Source organism: Pseudoalteromonas sp. SG43-7 (genome assembly GCF_014164295.1).
GTDB lineage: Bacteria > Pseudomonadota > Gammaproteobacteria > Enterobacterales > Alteromonadaceae > Pseudoalteromonas > Pseudoalteromonas rhizosphaerae.
The window spans coordinates 1-20,002 of the sequence record NZ_JACJEY010000014.1 but is presented as its reverse complement, the minus strand read 5'-3'; the positions used below and the strand labels follow the sequence as shown (position 1 = coordinate 20,002).

General features: G+C 39.0%; 14 protein-coding genes and 1 pseudogene. 7 read left to right on the top strand and 8 right to left on the bottom strand.

The genetic code is table 11. The features are described 5' to 3' along the window. Positions 1–51: 51 nt before the first annotated feature. The gene (locus H5200_RS08465) at positions 52–1,335 is read right to left on the bottom strand and encodes a sensor domain-containing diguanylate cyclase (RefSeq protein ID WP_182717881.1); all 1,284 of its coding nucleotides are present in this window, start codon (positions 1,333–1,335) and stop codon (positions 52–54) included. Between the two features lie 477 nt (positions 1,336–1,812). On the opposite strand from H5200_RS08465, the gene H5200_RS08460 reads away from it, so the two are divergent. The 3 genes from H5200_RS08460 to H5200_RS08450 all read left to right on the top strand — a co-directional run bounded on the left by H5200_RS08460 (position 1,813) and on the right by H5200_RS08450 (position 3,996). Continuing rightward, positions 1,813–2,388, top strand: coding sequence for a hypothetical protein (locus H5200_RS08460; protein WP_182717882.1), 576 nt, complete (start codon positions 1,813–1,815; stop codon positions 2,386–2,388). Positions 2,389–2,480: 92 nt separating this feature from the next. Continuing rightward, complete coding sequence (locus H5200_RS08455; RefSeq protein ID WP_182739247.1) at positions 2,481–3,395, top strand: M14 family metallocarboxypeptidase; 915 nt, start codon at positions 2,481–2,483, stop codon at positions 3,393–3,395. A 175-nt stretch (positions 3,396–3,570) separates the two neighbouring features. Then, complete coding sequence (locus H5200_RS08450) at positions 3,571–3,996, top strand: hypothetical protein (RefSeq protein WP_182739246.1); 426 nt, start codon at positions 3,571–3,573, stop codon at positions 3,994–3,996. A 1-nt stretch (position 3,997) separates the two neighbouring features. Here H5200_RS08450 and ccoG read toward each other — a convergent pair whose 3' ends face one another. Beyond that, the gene (gene ccoG, locus H5200_RS08445; RefSeq protein ID WP_182761309.1) at positions 3,998–5,380 is read right to left on the bottom strand and encodes a cytochrome c oxidase accessory protein CcoG; all 1,383 of its coding nucleotides are present in this window, start codon (positions 5,378–5,380) and stop codon (positions 3,998–4,000) included. Between the two features lie 141 nt (positions 5,381–5,521). After that, complete coding sequence (locus H5200_RS08440) at positions 5,522–6,940, bottom strand: sigma-54-dependent Fis family transcriptional regulator (RefSeq protein WP_149981042.1); 1,419 nt, start codon at positions 6,938–6,940, stop codon at positions 5,522–5,524. A gap of 389 nt (positions 6,941–7,329) precedes the next feature. Here H5200_RS08440 and H5200_RS08435 point away from each other — a divergent pair, with 389 nt between their 5' ends. Together H5200_RS08435 and H5200_RS08430 are read left to right on the top strand one after the other, a co-directional pair. Then, positions 7,330–8,268: an ABC transporter ATP-binding protein gene (locus H5200_RS08435; RefSeq protein WP_182761308.1), complete on the top strand. Its 939-nt coding sequence runs from the start codon at positions 7,330–7,332 to the stop codon at positions 8,266–8,268. Continuing rightward, entirely contained in the window at positions 8,265–9,464 is a 1,200-nt protein-coding gene (locus tag H5200_RS08430) for an ABC transporter permease (RefSeq protein WP_182761307.1), read from the top strand. Before H5200_RS08435 ends, H5200_RS08430 begins: the two co-directional genes overlap by 4 nt. 38 nt (positions 9,465–9,502) lie before the next feature. Here the strand turns inward: H5200_RS08430 and H5200_RS08425 are convergent, their stop codons facing one another. Next, positions 9,503–10,051, bottom strand: a complete 549-nt coding sequence (locus H5200_RS08425) for a TIGR00645 family protein (RefSeq protein ID WP_145233766.1) — start codon at positions 10,049–10,051, stop codon at positions 9,503–9,505. A gap of 227 nt (positions 10,052–10,278) precedes the next feature. On the opposite strand from H5200_RS08425, the gene H5200_RS08420 reads away from it, so the two are divergent. Continuing rightward, the gene (locus H5200_RS08420; RefSeq protein WP_149981038.1) at positions 10,279–10,521 is read left to right on the top strand and encodes a hypothetical protein; all 243 of its coding nucleotides are present in this window, start codon (positions 10,279–10,281) and stop codon (positions 10,519–10,521) included. 99 nt (positions 10,522–10,620) lie between these two features. Here H5200_RS08420 and topA read toward each other — a convergent pair whose 3' ends face one another. Further along, on the bottom strand, positions 10,621–13,341 hold the full coding sequence (gene topA / locus H5200_RS08415; protein ID WP_182739243.1) for a type I DNA topoisomerase: 2,721 nt from the start codon (positions 13,339–13,341) through the stop codon (positions 10,621–10,623). 250 nt (positions 13,342–13,591) lie between these two features. Continuing rightward, entirely contained in the window at positions 13,592–16,297 is a 2,706-nt protein-coding gene (locus tag H5200_RS08410) for an Ig-like domain-containing protein (protein WP_182761306.1), read from the bottom strand. A gap of 204 nt (positions 16,298–16,501) precedes the next feature. Between H5200_RS08410 and H5200_RS08405 the strand changes: the two genes are divergently transcribed. Beyond that, the gene (locus H5200_RS08405) at positions 16,502–17,833 is read left to right on the top strand and encodes a dicarboxylate/amino acid:cation symporter (protein ID WP_149981035.1); all 1,332 of its coding nucleotides are present in this window, start codon (positions 16,502–16,504) and stop codon (positions 17,831–17,833) included. Between the two features lie 70 nt (positions 17,834–17,903). On the opposite strand, the gene sohB is transcribed toward H5200_RS08405, so the two are convergent. Together sohB and H5200_RS08395 are read right to left on the bottom strand one after the other, a co-directional pair. Further along, positions 17,904–18,920: a protease SohB gene (sohB, locus tag H5200_RS08400; RefSeq protein WP_182761305.1), complete on the bottom strand. Its 1,017-nt coding sequence runs from the start codon at positions 18,918–18,920 to the stop codon at positions 17,904–17,906. A gap of 96 nt (positions 18,921–19,016) precedes the next feature. Then, positions 19,017–20,002 (bottom strand): annotated as a pseudogene (locus H5200_RS08395) (lipase); the annotation flags it as partial.

Sequence of the window (20,002 nt, the reverse complement as noted above, 5' to 3'; positions counted from 1 at the left end):
TGAGCGCAGCTATTTCAAATATGCCTAGTAGCGCTCAGCTGATTTTTTGTATCAATCTTCACTAACAACGATACAATTACGCCCTTGTCTTTTTGCTTGGTACAAAGCTTTATCTGCCGCATCAGCAAAATAGATATAATCGCCAGTTTGGGGATTATGCAAAGTTTTAATGCCCATGCTTAGTGTTATATAGCCAATATCTGTATATTCATGCTTAATAGCTAATTGATTAACTGCTTGCTGGATTTGTAATGCACTATGTAAAGCCTTTTTCGGATCAGCCTCTGGCAGTAACACCACAAATTCCTCACCGCCAAAACGGGCAACAAAGTCCTTTTCGTGATTCATCGTGGCCACTGCAATACATTGTGCAATTTGATACAAGCATTCATCGCCTTTAATATGACCGTAGTTATCGTTGTATTGCTTAAAATAATCAATATCGATTAAGATCATTGATAACGGCTTTATTTTTTTATTCATTAATTCAAGTTCATTGGCCAACTTCTCATCAAAACAACGTCGATTGGCAATTTGTGTTAATGAGTCTAAAAATGCCATGTCTCGAAGTGTATCTTCAGCAGCTAAATGCTGTGTTACATCCTTAAATATAGCTAAAAATTCGTGCCTAAAATATCTTCCCGAAATTTCCATCATTATATGGGAGCCATCTTTACAAGTAACACAATAAACTTGTGGTTCAATATCAGTATCATTTTCTAACGCAAAGCTAAGAGCTTGTTGCCACGTTTGTCGCACCCACATCAGATAATGTGGATCTGGGTAAGCATTAAGCCACCAATCATTAAGTGTTGGAATATCCTCAATAGTGTAACCGAACACATCTACAAAACGTTGGTTTATACGGATTATATTCTCGGTGAGCATACATACATTACACAACGGTATTGGCACTTGCGTAAATAAATTAACGTACTCACTCAAATCATGCTGGCGGGTTAGTGGTTTATTATCTTGCGTTGAGTAATCACTATTTTGCACGATAACAGCATTATTTTGACTCGTTTTTACGCGCATCGATAGCGCGAAATGCCATTCTTGCCACCAGGTTGCTAACTGTGAAACGAGAAAATACTCAGACTCACTTGAAGTTTTCAAATTCACGGCAACACTTTTAAGTAGGCAATCTACTTTACTATATTCAATTACTCCCAATTGTTGATAATTTAAAAGAATATTTTCAAAAAGCCTATACGCATCAACTCTTAAAATACTGCGCGTGTCATCAACCATCGCTGTTAATTGTGATTTAGAATTACCAGCATATTGTGCAATGAAGTTAATTATTGATTGTTGATAGAAAATATAGTCCATATACATTGCCCATTAATTACGTGTGCATAAAAACATGCACTTGGAAGTACACCAGAATAATTTAAAGGAATGTAAGCAGATGCAAATATTCGGCGTGAGAAAATTCGTAAAGAGTAGTTGATTAATGTAAACAATATAAAAGTGAAATCGCAATTTAAAAATACCCTTAATAACTTTATCAGGTCCAGTAATTTACGTTATTTTAGCAATAAAACTTAGCCACTGTTTATTAAACAAACAAAAAACTATCATGTAAGAATAAATAGGGGTAGATTTATCATCTGACAGTGTATAAAAGTGCTAGCTCTTATATATTTTAACAATCCAAAAAGACGACTTTGTGGCGCACAATATGCTTATTTTCTTAAATAACTCAAGTATGTTATTACACTGCCGTTATACATTATTGTATGAATAAACTCTCGACTTAAAATACGGTATTAACTACATTATCGCCCGCATGGGATTAGATGCTAAATGGATATGACCAATGAAGAACTAAATTTTATATCAGATCTTTTCCAAGTGACGGTTCCTTCAAAATTGAGGGACAATCATACACTGACATTACAAAGCTCTATCCCTGCCAATATTGCTGAATTACTAAATAATACAAAATTAACACTACTGGCTGAAGTTGGCGATTATCAATTATGGTTTCCACTTGAAATAAGAATTGATAAAACAGGCGTTGTAACCCCTGTATTAAGCGCACCAGAGGTCATCGACACACAAGGAATAAAGCGCTGTTGGCGTGGCGGGAACCTCAATATTCAGAGCCAAGACTTTGAAGTTGAATCAATCTCAAGTACTGGACTTTTTCTAAAATCAACGACTCAAAAAGCTCCTTTAGCGATTGAGCAACAGATAAAATTAACCCTTCCAAACAAAAAAAATATTACTATCGACATCAAACCGGTACGCTTTAGTAAGCGAGGCATGGCTGCCAAGATCACTCATATTCATCAAGGGAAAGAACATCTAAGGGCTTATTTATTTGAAGCCCATAAGCGCCAAAATGCCAATTTATATGAGTCCTCAAACAGCTTATAAATATAATTCACAGTTGTGTATTAGTCGCAGCTAGTTGCAGTGAGGTTAGTACAGCGATAAGCTAAACCTTTATTGTAATAAATGAAGGTTCTATGAGCGAAAATAACTATCCAATAGGTACTCAAGGCACGCCTTGGAATGATAAAGATAAACAGTGCTGGTTTAACCTACAAACGATTAAACGTAGCTATCAATCTGAAGTTGTAACTTTAATCAACGAACTGGATAATGATTTCGAGGTTGAGCAATATGGTGCGCTCAGTTTTGATCCTACTCGCTACCCTCTTTTTATTATTAAATCAAAACAGTGGGCATCGAATAAACCGAGCATATTGATCACCGGTGGCGTACATGGCTATGAAACAAGCGGTGTTCATGGCGCATTACATTTTATGAAAACGCTAGGTATGAAATACGCTAAAGAGTTTAACTTACTGGTTGCTCCTTGTATTAGCCCGTGGGGATATGAAACCATTAATCGCTGGAACCCAGCAGCCATAGATCCAAACCGTTCGTTTTATTCATCAAGCCCAGCACCAGAGTCAGCAGCACTAATAAATTATATTAAAGCACAAAATATACCTTTATTAGCGCATATTGATCTGCATGAAACAACTGACACTGACAACAGTGAGTTTCGCCCTGCACTTGCGGCTCGTGATGGCAAAGTGAACACTAATTGGAATATTCCTGATGGTTTTTATCTTGTCGCTGATAGCAATAAACCTGAACCGCAATTCCAAAAAGCGATTATTGACACTGTTGCTAATGTGACTCAAATTGCCCCCAGTGATGAAAACAATCAACTCATTGGAGTGCCATTAGAACAACATGGTGTGATCAATTATGCAGCACGAGAACTCGGTTTATGCATGGGCTTTACAGATGCACAGTATGTCACCACAACAGAAGTGTACCCAGATAGTCCGACGGCAACAGATGAGCTATGTATTACAGCACAGGTGGCTGCAATTAAAGGTGCATTAGATCACCTGCTTACAAAATAATTATTGCGAGGGTCTATTGGTAATTATATTTAGGCCCTATTCTGACATTTTTAATCTGGTTATATATTATTCACTGATTAATTAATGCAAATTTATAAAAAATTAAAAAATACCTAGACTCCGCGTTTTAATTGTATAAAATTCGCGCTCTTAAATTTTCTTACAAGGAAGCACGTTGAAATTTAGCAATAAACATGGACAGGTTAGTTTACACCGCGAGCAAAATATAATCATTGCTAATTTTTGCGGGAATCTTAACGCCAGTTTAGTAACCTCATTTAGCAATGGCTTATTTGAGCAGGTTAGTCAGCTTGCCAATAAACCATGGGGATATATCAGTGATTCTCAAAATTTGTTGGCTGCAACTCCTCAGGCAGAGCAACAACTTACAGTGTTGGCCTCTGCCATGGTTCGTAATGGATGTATTGCTAGCGCTTATATTTTTGATTCAGCTATCGTAATCAATCAAATGCAACGCATTATTCAAAATGCAGGCCTTAGCGTGGATGTTCGCCATCGTCTGTTTAAATGTTTAGTGCAAGCTAAAACCTTTGTTCACCAAACAATGAACGATAATGCAGCTCAATTTCACTCTGCATAACTTAGTTACGATAAAACACACTGCTTATTGATGTATTAATACTGCTATCTTCTTCGGCTGTGATCACAAAATCAAGTTCATTGAGCTTACTTGGTAAATCATAGCCATCGGCAACCACAGTGACCGGGATGCGCTTCATTTGACCAGGCTCGACAGCTGTAAGTTGAGGGCTCTGTAACTTAGCCACATCAAGACCGGTAATCGCTACTCGGTAATGCAGTAACTGTTGTGTTTTATTAATTATTGTCAAGGTGTAAGGGTTTTCAACTAAGCCCTCATAATTTACTCGATATAATGCATTACGATCACGCAGTACTGACACTTCGATTGGCGTGCGTTGAACTAACCACGCTAACATACTGACCATTAATAAAACCGTGAGTGCGCCATAACCAACCAGTTTCAACCGGTATGGATTAGTTTGCTCGCCAGCCATCTGTTTTTCGCTTGCGTACTTGATCAAGCCTTTTTGATAGCCAAACTTATCCATTGTATCGTCACATGCATCGATACATAAACCACAGTTAATACATTCATATTGTAAGCCGTTACGAATATCAATCCCTGCCGGGCACACTTCCACACATAAATTGCAATCTACGCAATCACCTAAATCTAACGCTTTAGGATCGGCCTTACGTTTACGTGGACCACGACTTTCCCCACGCGCACTATCGTAAGTGACAAGTAATGTATCTTTATCAAACATTACAGCCTGAAACCGTGAGTATGGACAAGCAATAGTGCACATTTTTTCTCTTAAGAAACCGGCATTTCCATAAGTACAAAAGGCAAACAAAAATACCCAAAAACTAGTGATGCCCGACCATTGCAGAGTAAACATATCCCCATACAAGCTTTTAGCCGGAATAAAGTAAGCCATAAATGACGTTGCTGTAAACAATGATATGATTAACCAAGCGCTATGCTTGATTGTTTTTTTCTGCCATTTTGATAACGTCCACGCGGATTTATCTAACTTTATACGTTGATTACGTGTTCCCTCTATACGTTGCTCCACCCATGAAAACATCAGCATCCAAATTGTTTGTGGGCATGTATATCCACACCATACCCGGCCAAGCCAATTGGTAACAAAAAACAACGCAAAAGCACCTAACATAAATAACAACGCCAAGATCATAAAATCTTGGGGCAGTAAGGTCAGCCCAAAAATAGCAAACTTTTGACTCGCAACATCTAGCAATACCGCTTGCTGGCCTTTGTATGGGATCCAAGGAATAAGAATGAATGTAAGCATGAGTAACCAACCAAGGTTGAGGCGAATACGCTGGAAAAATCCTTTTTGCTCACGGATATAAATAGGCCCTTCATGCTTATAGGGCTTGATGATCATATCTTCTTCTTTAATATCAAATTTCATAATAACTACTTACTGTGACGGTTAGGCCCGTAAGTTTGCAAGTTTCAGACCAAATAGAAATTAAATTAAGTAGTTGAATATTAATGAATTTTTATTTAATAAACTCGCTAAAATCGCGACATTTAGCGAGTGCCGTGATATTTAACGATTTTTACGGATCATCAACTTGCGCATTTTTGATCGTAACGTACTCTCCGGCATGCCTAATTTAACTGCCGCGCCTTGACTGCCAGAAATTTGCCAATTTGATAATTCTAATACTGCGATGATATGCTGTCTCTGCGCTTCGTCAAGGCTCAGATCCGTGTTTAGGTTAGCGCTAGCATTGGCATCAAGTGGTTGCGATAACTGCAATACAGACTGCTTTGATAAAATAGCCTCTCGCTCTAGTACATTCTGTAATTCACGAATATTACCCGGCCAATCATAAGCTTGTAGCTGTGTTATGGCTTTTTCACTGAGTCCTTTGAGCTGTTTACCAAGACGTTTATTTAATTGCGCAATTAAATTACTACACAAATATGGAATATCTTCTTTACGCGCTTTCAGTGGTGGAACTGTGATTGGAAATACATTTAGTCGATAATATAAATCTATTCTAAAGCATCCTGACTGCACCATGGCCCATAGGTCACGATTAGTCGCAGCAATTACACGAATATTAACTTTACGTGTTTGACTACTGCCAACACGTTCAAATTCATGCTCTTGCAATACCCGTAACAACTTACTTTGCGCTTCAAGAGCAAGCTCTCCAATTTCGTCTAAAAAAATGGTGCCATTATTAGCCAACTCAAAACGTCCTTTACGATGCTCCTTAGCCCCCGTAAAAGCCCCCTTTTCATGACCAAATAACTCAGATTCAAGTAAGCTTGGCGTAAATGCGGCGCAATTAACCTTAATAAAGGATTGCCCACTGCGCCCACTTAAGCGATGTAAGTTACGAGCAACTAATTCTTTTCCTGTGCCGTTTTCACCTAAAATCAATACCGTGCTATCGGTCGGGCTAACAAGTTTTATTTGCTCAAGCATGGTTTGAAATACGTGGCTTTTGCCTACCAAACCAGACTCTTGCCAATCTTCATTAAGTTCTGCTATCAAATAGCTATTTTGCTCTTTTAATTGCTCACTTAAGTGATTCACTTGCGCTAAAGCATCACGCAGTGCGTGCTCTGTCTGGTGTTGTTTTGATACATCGCGAAATATCGCGACAGCGCCGATCAACTGATTATTTTTATAAACGGGTGTAGATGTATATTCTACCGCGAAACAGCTGCCGTCTTTACGCCAAAATACCTCATCTTTAACATGGCGATGCTTGCCGTCAAACATAGTGCAATAAATCTGGCATTCATCTGCTGGATATGGCCGTCCGTCAGCGTGACTATGATGATGGTACTGATGAATTTTTTTACCCAGCAACTCATCTGCATGCCATCCAGTCATGCGTTCAGCAGCGGGATTTACAAATACCGCATTACCACTTAAATCAAAGCCATATATTCCCTCACCAACGGCGTTGAGTAATAAAGTTGGATCGTCTAAAAACTGTTTTATCATTGCTTACACCAATCTCGCGAAATATCGCGTTCATTATGCCTATAATGGCGAAGATTTGCACCCTAAGTGACTAACTCATACCGTTCATTAAAGCGAAACTATCCGTCGTTTTGCTTCATCATGAACCGCATCTAAAGTAACTGTAAGACTACAGCGCTCATCGTTAAGTATTTGAAAAATAAATTAATAAATACCTAACTATCATCAAGACAAAGTTAATCTGCTTGTGATTGTAATGCATTAGCTTTGCAAATATGTATTAACTGCAGTGTCTGCACACTTCTTATTTAATTATTGCATAATCTTTGCTTACAATTTCATCTCTGGTAGTAGTTACATTCTTGGTTGTAACCGATTAAACTCAAAAAAAACAATATTGTAGGGATCACATGTCGTTAATTATTAACAACCTTGAAAAACACTATAAAACGGTTACTGCGGTGAATAAGCTGTCATTTGATGTGCAACCAGGAGAGATTTTTGCTTTACTTGGCCCCAATGGTGCGGGGAAATCATCATTAGTAAAAATGATCGTTGGTTTTTCCTCTCCAGATAGTGGCTCTATTCAACTCAATGATGCAAGACAAGCGTATTCATCTATTCCGGCACATTTACTGGGCTATCTACCAGAAGACCGAGGCCTCTATCCAGAAAAAACAATAAAACAAAATCTACAATTTTTTGCAGCATTACACGGCGTAAAAGATAGCGAATTTACGCAGCGCTGTGACTATTGGTTAGCTAAATTTAATTTAACCGCACGCTTGAATGACCCCTTAAAATCACTTTCTAAAGGGAACCAACAAAAAATCCAATTGATCACTGCAATTTTACATAAGCCCAAATGGGTAATTTTAGATGAGCCATTTTCTGGCTTAGATCCTATTAATCAGGAATTAGTTGTTGAATTTTTAGCGCAATTAAAACAGCAAGGCATGACCGTTATTTTAAGTGCACATCAAATGGCGATGGTAGAAAAACTTGCTGATCGGGTATTGCTATTAAATCAAGGTGAAAGTGTTTTATACGGCAAACTCAGTAATATACTTCAAAGCGCGCAAAATAATAGTATTCAAGTCGTATTCAACGATCCAATTAATCAAACTTACTTTGAGCAACTATGTGAACATTATTGTGTTGAGCAAATAAAAGCACAGCAACTAACTATCACCCTAAAGCAACACCAATCACTTAACCAGTTACTTCCTCAGTTAATCAGCATCGGGGAAATATGTGAACTCAAAAATAAAGCTCAGTCACTGCATGCAATTTATTTACACGCAGTAGCTGAGCATAACGCTAAACTGGATCAAGGAACGACGCTATGAATAAATCATCGCTTACACAGCAACAGCTCTGGATTGTTGCAAAATGGGAGTTCTTGCATTTTTTTAAATTAAAACAAGAAATTATTTCGAAGTTGATCATGCTCGCTATTGCTGGAGTTATTTATTTTTTTGCCACTGCAAACAGTCAACTTGAACAAGGTTATCATTTAGCAAGCAACCTCGAGTTTAGCGTCAAAACAGAGCCTACATCGACACAATTTAAGTTTACCAAACATGATGATTTAACTGCCATCATTGCAAATTTAGCTGAGGATACTGGCTATGATGGCGTACTTAAGTTTGACCAAGCGACTCACTCATATACGTTAATAACGGCTGTAAAATCAGCATGGCAAACAACATTGCAATCGCTCCTTAGAGCGCAATTGCAACAAGCTCAATTTGATAGCTTAGGCTTAAGCGAGCAACAACGACTAGGATTGACGAAAAATATTTCAATTGAACATAGGGTACTTGACGAGCTTTTGAAAAATCAAGCTGATCGTAGTCAAACATACACAGCATTTGGGGTACTGATATTATTATTTGTTGCGATGTTTGGGATCTTTAGCCAACTCTTTGTCAGTATTACCGGTGAAAAGCAAAACCGCGTAACGGAGCAATTGCTAGCCACCATGACACCACAAACATGGATAGATGGTAAGCTACTTGGGCAAATATTACTTGCAGTAAAAACCATGATTGGCACCTTGCTATCGATTATTTTATCGATGCTATTTTTTACCGTTATCATTAAACAACAAGCCCTCAATTTAGACTTTATTAATTGGTCATTACTGCCTTGGTTGTTAGCCTATGCGATTGTAGGTCTTGGCATCTGCGCTGCATTTATGGCTGCGATCGCAGCGGGTATTGATGATCCTAATCACAGTAGTAAAAGTGCCTTAATGATGCTGCCATTGGCACCTATCGTGATTGCATTTTTTGTTATCGATGCACCAAACAGTGTTTTAACAATCGTGCTTAGTTACTTGCCGATCACGGCATTTGCGGTTATGCCGGTGCGCATGTCATTAGTTGAAATACCAATTTGGCAAGCACTCTTATCCCTGCTTCTCAGTATTGGCTGTTTTTATTACTTACGTATATTTGCCGCTCGTATTTTTAAAATGGGTATGAATATGTACGCAAAAGAACCGAGTTTAAAGGCTATGTGGTTGAGTATCTTTAAATAACAAAACATATAGGCAGATAGCGTTGCGTTATCTGCTATTTAATGATTGTGAGTTTTGCTATTTATAAAATCAGTGAGAGCAAATAGCACACCTGATATCACAAAAGTAACATGAATTATTACTTTCCACATCAATTCATCACTTGAGTGACTAGTAGAGCTTATAAACACCTTTAACAGTTCGACTGCAGAAATGGCAACAATTGCGCTGATCAATTTCATTTTAAGACCAGAAAAACCTACTTTACCCATCCATGCAGGGCGATCTTCATGATTACCAATATTTAATTTAGAAACAAAATTTTCATAGCCACTAAAAATAATTATTAATAATAATCCTGCCAGTAATGCGGTATCAACCAAGGTCAAAATACCCACCAGTAGTTGCTCATTAGTAGCGCTAAATGTATTTATCGCCATTTGATACAGGTATTTAAAAAACTTCAAAAGTAACAGTACAATTGCAACGAGTAAGCCTATAAAAAAGGGAGCTAGTAGCCAGCGGGCTCGAAAAATAAAGCTTTCAACAAACTGTTCTAGTTTAGATGCAACACGAGGTGTGGTGTCAGGTAGTTGGCTTTGAGACATAATTATTCCTAAATTGATAGCTGGCGTAAGATAGCATTGATTAACATAAGTTTCTCATTATTTTACCGTCTCTTATTACATTATATTTGTCTTTACGATAAAAATATTTCGTTATCTTTTATTGTCATTTCGTTTAAGAATCACTTACCAACAGCATGTTGCTTGATTGGATCACTGTTGTTTTTGAATATAAAACAGCAGTCACTACATTTTTTAGGAATACACGAATGAAAAAAGCATTGCTAGCGCTTATCGTAGCGCCATTATTTGCAGTTTATGCAACTTTTGCTGTTGCTGACGATGCTGTTGAAGCTTCCGCCGAAACAATTAAAGAATACACTGAGATGTGTTTAAACTGGGCTAAAGACGACGACATCAGCAATGAAGAGCTTAAACCATACGTACTAAAGTGCGTAAATGATGAACTTGAATCAGAAGGCTATAAAAAAGTCACTGACGTAAAAATCTAACGTCAAAAATGCCTCTAAAGGCATAATTTTTGATATAAAAAAACCGGAATTGACACAAGGGTGTGCATTCCGGTTTTTTTGTTTTCAGAGCTTAGTATTCTACTCAGCGTCCTTTTTTGTTTTTGCAGCGGCTTTTTTAGGTGCGGCTTTCTTGACTGTTGCCTTTTTAGCGGCTGGTTTTTTCTTAGGTGCGGCTTTCTTCTTTGCCTCTTCAACCCATTTTCCTGCATTGAAATGTGCAGTCCAGCCTGTTGCTTTACCGTCAACCTCAGTCATTACATATTGTTCTTTATTCTTACGGCTATAACGAACAATTGCTAAGTTACCATCAGGATCTTTTACTGGTGCATCAGCTAGATAATAAAACTTAGGTGAAATACGATCTCTAAAACGCTGTAACTCTTCCACTTTAGGGGCACGAGTTTCACGTGATTTAGGGAAGGTATTCGCTGCTAAGAAAATACCTGCAGCGCCGTCACGTAGCACAAAGTATGCATCAGATTTTTCACACTCTAACTCTGGTAACTGAACAGGGTCTTCTTTTGGTGGCGCTGCTTCGCCGTTACGCAGTAATTTACGGGTGTTTTTACACTCATCATTACTACAGCCAAAGTATTTACCAAAGCGCCCTGATTTAAGCTGCATATCTGATGAGCATTTATCACATTCAATGATAGGGCCATCATAGCCTTTAATTTTAAACGTGCCCTGCTCAACGACATAACCCTTACAAGCAGGGTTATTACCACAAACATGTAATTTACGAGTTTCATCTATCAGGTATGAATCCATTGCCGTTTCACAAATTGGGCAACGCTTCATTTGCATCAATGTTTCGGTTTCGACATCTTCAACGTCAGCGGCAACCGCTTCATCACCTGACACTAAGTTCATAGTGGTAGTACAACGTTCTTTTGGCGGTAAATTATAGCCTGTACAGCCTAAGAAAACGCCAGTAGAGGCTGTTCGAATACCCATTTTTCTGCCACATGTTGGACAGTCAATATCAGTTTCGACCATTTCATTTTTACGCATCCCACCTTCATCTTCTTCACCACTGGCTAAAGTCAGTTGTGTAGAAAAATCAGCGTAAAACTTGTCAAGTACCTGTGTCCAGACACGCTCACCTTCAGCGATATCATCTAACCGGCCTTCCATTTTTGCAGTAAAGTCAAAGTTCATCAGATCAGTAAAGTTCTCAACTAAACGATCGGTGACAATTTCACCCATTTTTTCTGCAAAGAAACGACGGTTTTCAACACGGACATATCCACGATCTTGTATCGTTGAAATAATTGATGCATAGGTAGATGGACGACCAATACCACGTTTTTCAAGTTCTTTTACTAAACTCGCTTCACTAAAGCGTGCTGGCGGCTTAGTAAAATGCTGTTTTGGATCAAGTTCAACAAGGCTTAATATCTCGCCTTCTTTAATAGCTGGTAGTGATTGATCTTCTTCGTTCTTTTTTCGAACTGCTGGTTGTACTTTAGTCCAACCATCAAAACGTAACACCCGTCCTTTGGCTCTTAATTGGAAATCGGCGGCAGTAACAGTTAATGTTGTTAAGTCATATTCAGCAGGGACCATTTGACACGCAACAAATTGACGCCAAATTAATTCATAAAGCTTTTTAGCATCCGGGTCTACGCCATCTAGGTGACCAGATAATACAGTAACACTTGAAGGACGGATCGCCTCATGCGCCTCTTGTGCATTGCCTTTTGAACTATAACTAATAGCTTCTTTTGGTAAATACTTATCACCAAACTGCTGCGAAACATACTCGCGACACATTGCAACTGCATCTTTCGACAAGTTGGTTGAGTCAGTTCGCATATAGGTGATATAACCTGCTTCATACAAACGTTGCGCTAACATCATGGTCTTTTTAACGCCATAGCCTAAACGCGTACTCGCAGCTTGTTGCATTGTTGAAGTAATTAGTGGCGCACTAGGACGACTTTTACTTGGCTTTTCCTCAACACTAACAACTTTATATTCAGCTTGCTCTAAAGATGCAGTAGCTGCCATAGCTTGCGCTTCATTGACTGGCTTAAAGGCTTTATCACCTTGCTTGAACACCTCTAAACGAAGTGCCGACTCGGTATTTTTCACATCGGCATGAATATCCCAGAACTCTTCAGGAATAAACGCTTTAATTTCACGCTCGCGCTCAACTAACAAACGTACTGCAACAGACTGTACTCGTCCAGCGGATAAACCACGGGCAACTTTTTGCCACAATAATGGCGATACCATAAAGCCTACAACACGATCTAAAAAGCGACGAGTCTGCTGGGCATAGACCATGTCGGTATTCAGCTCACCAGGGGCCTCAAAGGCGGCCTGAATGGCATTTTTAGTTATCTCATTGAATACGACACGCTTATACTTTTCTGGCTCTCCACCGATAATTTCTTGCAGGTGCCAAGCAATCGCTTCTCCTTCCCTATCCAAATCCGTTGCGAGATAGATTTGGTCAGCGTTTTCAGCGAGCTTTTGTAATTCTTGAACAACTTTTTCTTTACCTGGTAATACTTCGTAATGTGGCTCCCAGCCTTTATCTGGATCAATCCCCATTCGAGCTACTAAATTTGTATAATCACGCTGTTTTTTGTACGCGGCCTTTTCTTCTGGTGCCATTTTACGTACTTCTGCAGGTGTTTTTACAGCAGCCGTTTTGGTTTTGCCTGAACCGGAGGTAGGAAGATCTCGTACATGCCCAATAGAGGACTTGACGATAAAATCGTTTCCTAAATATTTATTAATTGTTTTAGCCTTAGCAGGAGACTCTACAATTACTAGCGATTTGCCCATAGTTGCCTATTTCTAACCAAGTATTTTAAATGTGTTTTGCCCATTTACGGGCGCGAATATTTATAGGTATATCTACAAACACCAATTGTTACAAGCTTTTAATACAAACTTTTCTGCTTTTAATGAATAATTAAACAATTATTGTCGTTAATTTAGACAAAACGGTGTTTTAAGGTATTTGCAGTGGAATATATAGAATAGCAACAAAAATGCCAACCTTATGGTTGGCATTTTCTATGCTTTATTAATTTTAAACTTTAGGCTCGTCTAAAATAGACATCACGGTATATTGAGTTTTCACCCCACCAGGGGTCTCAAACTCGATGTATAAAAAGCCAGAATCAACATCATTTGGCTCAGCCTCTTTAGTAATATTTACCGAAACAGAGATAGGCACTTGTTGGGCAGTATTAACCACAGTGTAATCTGTTAGCCCTCTTAACACACCATTATCGGCAGTGACAGTAACTGTAGTACCTGCAGGCAATGGATTGTTATGAATATCGCTGAAGAAAATAGTCACTGAAATCGCGCTATAAGGTGTGGAATTGCTAATATCAATAAGGTTTATGTCACACATACCCGCCATATCGGAAGCTTCTAAGCGAATACCATCAGTTAAACTACAATCATTTAGAGCGGTTACAGCTCTAATGTAAGGTGTACTTCCAGACATAACTAACTCTGAACGATCGCGTACATTTACTGTTTCACGCGTACATGCATTTGCAGCAAGGGCCTCGTCACTACATAACAAACCATTGTAAATGCCATCGCCGGCATCAAACTTACCATTATTTAGTGCACCAGAGCGCTCCACATACCACTCATCTTCACCGCCATTAGAATCTACTGGGTTTGCAGGTGCGGGTAAATTTCCGTCAAAAATACCGTTTTCATTAAAATCTATAAATGCTTCAGGTAAATCTTGTAATGTAGAATCAAACTCGTTTTGATTAAATTCACCGTTAGCAGATACATCATTAAATGATTCTTCACCCACTGAGTATGCTAGCAAGCTTACACGACCACCTAATGGATAATCTATTGGCGCATTACTTGGCGCATCCGCAAGTGATATTGGGTTACCACTACTATCAAGATAGGTAATTAGGTTACCGTTTGCGTCTAGTTGTGACTCTCTGATACCTAATGTACAAGGTGCTGCTTGACCAAAAAAACGGTCGCACTTATCAGCCACAGAGTTTTTATAAATGCTGTAATGATAAGGTATTGGATTTTGGCTGCGCCACTGCGCTTTACACACACCATCTATGGTGCGACAAAGTAACAAAGGTGTAAATTGTTGATCATCTATTGTGCCAACTGCACCACCTTCACTGGCAATATAAATTGCCGTGTTATCAGGAACAAAATTATTAAAGTGATCCGCTGCAAATACAGTTAAGTCTGTAGTCACCCCGGCTTCATTTAATGATTCTGTATTAAGTGTTTGTACTGCAAGCGTAAAACTGTCTTGATCTGGCACACCAGTGGTAATGGTTATGTCATTTGACACGATAGAAATCACATTATTTTGTGATGTGTCGCCAGCCTCAACTTGATGTGATGCAATAACAGATAAAACACCTGCGGCTCTTCCTGAGCGGACATTTACAGTAACTAAACCTTCATTATTGGTAAACTGAAATGCACTATCTAGCAAAGCGCCGCCGGGGTTTTGCGAAAGAGCAAAATCAATCTGCTTTTGACCAACAGGGTTACCATTAATATCTAAAAGCTTAAAGGTGAGCTCTGAATTTTCAGTGAGAGTCTGACCGCCAGCTCCTTTAATAGCTAACACTTGATTGGTCACACCCATAAACGCGATTGAACCCGTTTGAGCCGCTGCTACATTGATATTAATTGTTTTAGTGGCAACGTTACCACCGGTGACCACGGTTGCTGTAATCGTATCAATACCATTACAACCATCAGCTTTATAAGTTGCGCTTGCCGTACCACCAATGCTAGTTACCACACTATCGATAGTGGCTCTAGGAGTAGATTCTTCTGCGCATGCTGAGGTAAATTGTACTTCAAGTGGAGTTGTGAATAAGTTATTGCTGCCATCTACAATCTGAGCTGTAATAATAGTAGTAGAACCTGCAGACAACACATCTCCAGTAGCAATACCCGCGTTTAAATTTACATTTACTTGAACAGCGTTAATTTCAAATAAAGCACTCGCAACACCACCTTGAGCGGTTAATTCAACTTGACCAACACCTGAGCTGCTACCAGGCAATAAATTCAAAATAGCAACACCAAACGCATCCGTTTTAGCCGTTAAACTTTCAGGTAATAAAATACCTAGCGTTGTTGTCGCTTGAACCAGTACATTACTTGCTGGCGTATTACTGCCAGGTTTTGTGATTTTTGCGTATACAATCGCTTGCTGCCCAAGTAGATTACTATTTTGTGAACAATCTGATGGATCAAGTTCTATAGAATCTCTATCAATATTTAACCAACTATCTGGGCAGTTTTGTAAGATTTTAATATCAATATTTGCAGCAGAGTCATTAGATTGAGGCTCATCCCCTGCGGTATAAAAACCGAGCTTACTTGTTGCATCTTCGTAGCTGGCAACAATGGTCCCAGCTCCTTCAACACTACCAGCGCTAAGTTCAATGGTTGCAACACCATTCGCGTTTGTCAACGCACTACCTGTTGCAGGTATAAAAGAGCCGAGTGTTGTGGTAAAACTTACCTCCTGACGAACAATAGGCTGCCCATCACTGTCGGTCACAGTCGCAACTATCTCTAGCGGATTATCTGCTGTAACTATTCGAGCGTCAAAATTAAGTTCAACTTGAATTGTTTGTTCAACATTGTCTCCACCAGTCTCATCACCGCCAATTGTTCCACCGTCCTTTTCAAGTGTTCCACCGCCACCACACGCGGTGATAAAAAAACTCAACAGTATGACACTGAGCCATCGCATTAAAGGCATTGCCCTCTCCCTAGCGTTTGTAATTAATTATTTAAATATAAAATTTACCCAATATTAACCTATATCAAGCTTTAAAATCACAACTTTTATTACTTTTTTATGGTTTTTTTCAACAATATTTTTTTTCATATTTAGCGATTTTTTCTGTATAAAAATCTGCATGCTGGTAGGCTATGGCAAATTTATAAAAAATAGATTGTTACTATGTCAAAAATCCGTTCAATGAGTTTAACCACCCGTATCATGATAGGTATGTTTCTGGGGGTTGCTGTAGGCTTCATATTCCAAGCTATATTAGCTGGCGAAGACGATTTTCTAATCCCACTTGGATTATTCTCTTTGCCAATTAAGGGCTTTTTTGTAGATGGTTTATTTCATATTGGTGGACAAATATTTATCGCCAGTTTGAAAATGTTAGTTGTACCACTGGTATTTGTATCACTTGTTTGTGGTACATGTAGCTTAAGTGATCCGAAAAAATTAGGCCGTTTAGGCGGTAAATCAATCGTTCTCTATCTTATTACTACCGCAATTGCAATTACGGTTGCGATTACCTTGGCATTATTAGTTAATCCAGGGGAAGGGATTAACTTACCTTCTGAAGCGACTTATAGCGCAAAAGAAGCACCAACTCTTGCACAAGTAATCATTGGCATGTTCCCAACCAATCCAATTGATGCCATGGCAAGCGGCAATATGTTACAAGTAATTGTATTCGCATTGCTATTTGGTATTGCAATGGCTCTTGGCGGCAGTGCTGGTAAACGAGTAGCGGTTGTTTTTGAAGATTTAAACACCGTGATCTTAAAGCTAGTTACCTTATTAATGAATGTGGCTCCTTATGGGGTGTTCTGCTTAATGGCGAAGCTATTCACTACTATCGAGTTGAACTTGATAGTCAGCTTAGCTAAATATTTTGGTGTTGTGGTGGCTGCGCTATTTTTCCATGCCTTCATTAATTACACCTTACTGTTAAAGTTTTTAACCGGATTAAACCCGATTATCTTTTTGAAAAAAATGAAACATGCCTGTTTATTCGCATTTAGCACTTCAAGCTCAAGTGCAACAATGCCTATTACACTTGAAACAGCCACTAAAAAATTAGGGGCAAAAAATTCAGTTGCGTCATTTACAATTCCACTCGGTGCCACTATTAACATGGACGGTACAGCAATCATGCAAGGTGTGGCTACGGTATTTATTGCACAAGTATTCAGTGTTGATTTAACGATTTCAGATTACTTAATGGTAATTTTAACCGCCACTTTAGCGTCTGTAGGCACCGCTGGTGTCCCTGGTGTAGGCTTGATCATGCTTGCCATGGTCCTGAATCAAGTTGGTTTACCTGTTGAGGGCATTGCCATCATTATTGGCGTTGATAGGTTACTTGATATGACTCGTACGGCGGTCAATGTCACAGGCGATTGTATGGTGACATGTGTGGTTGCTAAATCTGAAGGTGAACTAGATGAGGCCGTATTTAACGACCCAAATGCAGCCAAAGACTTAGAGGATTATCACAAATCAACTGACTAAAGTTGTCCGTGTATAAATGAAAAAACCCCGCAAATTTGCGGGTTTTTTTATCATTTAATAACGGAAACCTTTATGGGTTTAGCCCTTTTAAACGAGACAATAATGATATACCGGTTTTGTTAACAGTGTTACTCAACCCGATAGCAAGCTTGTCGCTTAAGCTCTTTTTAACTTTATATTTAATTTTATATATTTGTCGCTCATCTTGATACTTAAGTAATGTGTCATCACTGGTTTCTATAGTATCGACTAGACCTTTTTCAAGCGCTTGAGTCGCAAACCAGTGCTCACCTGTTGCCACTAAGTTAATATCTAAACTTGGCCGTTGACTGCTAACAAACTGTTTGAATAAGTCATGAGTTTGCTCTATTTCTTCTTTAAACTTCTCCCGTGCTTTATCTGTATTTTCACCAAATAAAGTTAAGGTACGTTTAAACTCACCCGCAGTGATTTGTTCAAAATCAACATCGTTTTTCTTCAGAATTTTATTAAAATTTGGAATTTGTGCTATCACACCAATAGAGCCAACGATAGCAAACGGTGCGGCAACAATTTCATCAGCGACACAGGCCATCATGTAACCACCACTGGCAGCAACTTTATCAATCGCAACCGTAAGGTGAATACCTCTATTTTTAATGCGTTGTAGCTGGGAAGCAGCAAGTCCATAGCCATGAACCACCCCGCCACCACTTTCTAACCTAACCAACACTTTGTCTTGCTTAGGATCGGCAATTGCAACAATTGCGGTAATTTCTTCACGTAAGCTATCGACTTCATGAGCATCCATACTACCATTAAAATCAAGTACATATAATCGTGGTTTCGACTGTTCATCAGTGCTTTTTTTAGCATCATTCTTTTGGGCTTTATGGTGCGCTTTTAATGCTTTTTTAGATAAGGTGCTTGCAATAAAATCATTTTTCAAATCATCTAACTGCTCAGAAATATCATCAATCTCAATCTCACCTTTTTTACTTTTAGGCTTTATCGCTGCAGCGACACTAATTAATATTACTGCTGCAACGGCAATCACAAACGTCGCCGTTTTAGCTAGAAACAGCCCGTACTCATATAGAAATTCCAATCGTATTCTCCAAACAAAAATTTCGTCTAATTTACCATTGAAACAAAAAAAAGCCACTTTTCAGTGGCTTTTCATTTATTTTAATACTCTAGAAAGTTAGTCAGTGACAATCTCAGTATTTTGAATAGATAACGCTCTCCCTCGGGTGACCAAATAAGTCGCAATCTGTAATTGCATTTCAGTTGTCGTGGCTGCGCTTTCTTCAGCCGTTGCACCTGCATCAGGATCTGGGCTAAGCACTGAGCTGTGATGCCCTTTGGTAAATTTAACTAAATAGCTCATACCATCCTCAGTAGGCGTTTGCGTCTGGGTTACTGTCGTTAAGCCCATTAAGTTAGCAAGAGGCAGTGAGCCTGCAATTGGGTTATTTGCAGTCATTGGTGGGATCACTTGATCTGGTTTATTGCCATTAGCTTCACCATCACCTACAACCACATTCATATAAACAGGTGTGCCAAGCGCTTTTATAGCTGATGCATAGTTTGTTGGATCGCCGCTATCAAGAGCCGTCTGTGCTGCAAATGAGAACTGACTCAAAATACCTTGAATCTTAGCAAGCTTAGTCATTTCACCAGCTGCATTTAACGAAGTGTAATATTCGCCATAACCACATGAAATACTCTCGTTCGTTGGCGCTGCTTCACCACAGTTTGATACAGCAGGACCCTCTCTATAAGTTTGAAACTCAGCTGATTCAGACGTCCCAGCTGATAGCAATACAGAGCCTTGCACAAATGGGCCAAAACTCGCCGATTCTAATAAAAAGCTAGCTATCCCACCACCACCGCTAGCGAGTGCGACACTATTGATTTTAAACAAGCCATCAACTTGGCTATCAAAAGGTGCATTTGCTTGAGCAACAAAAGCAGGAGCAACTACTGAGCCAAGTGAATGGCCGATAAACACTACGTCAGAGGTGTTGAGTGATGTATCATCAACAAAATTGAGGCCTAGACGCAATGCTAGTAAATCAGCCGCAGACTGCCTTAAATTGTCACGCGCAACGAGTAATGATTGCAAGTTCATGTACGCAAGTACAGATCCCTCCCCTTTAGTCGCATTAAAGTCGTCTTTACCATCGT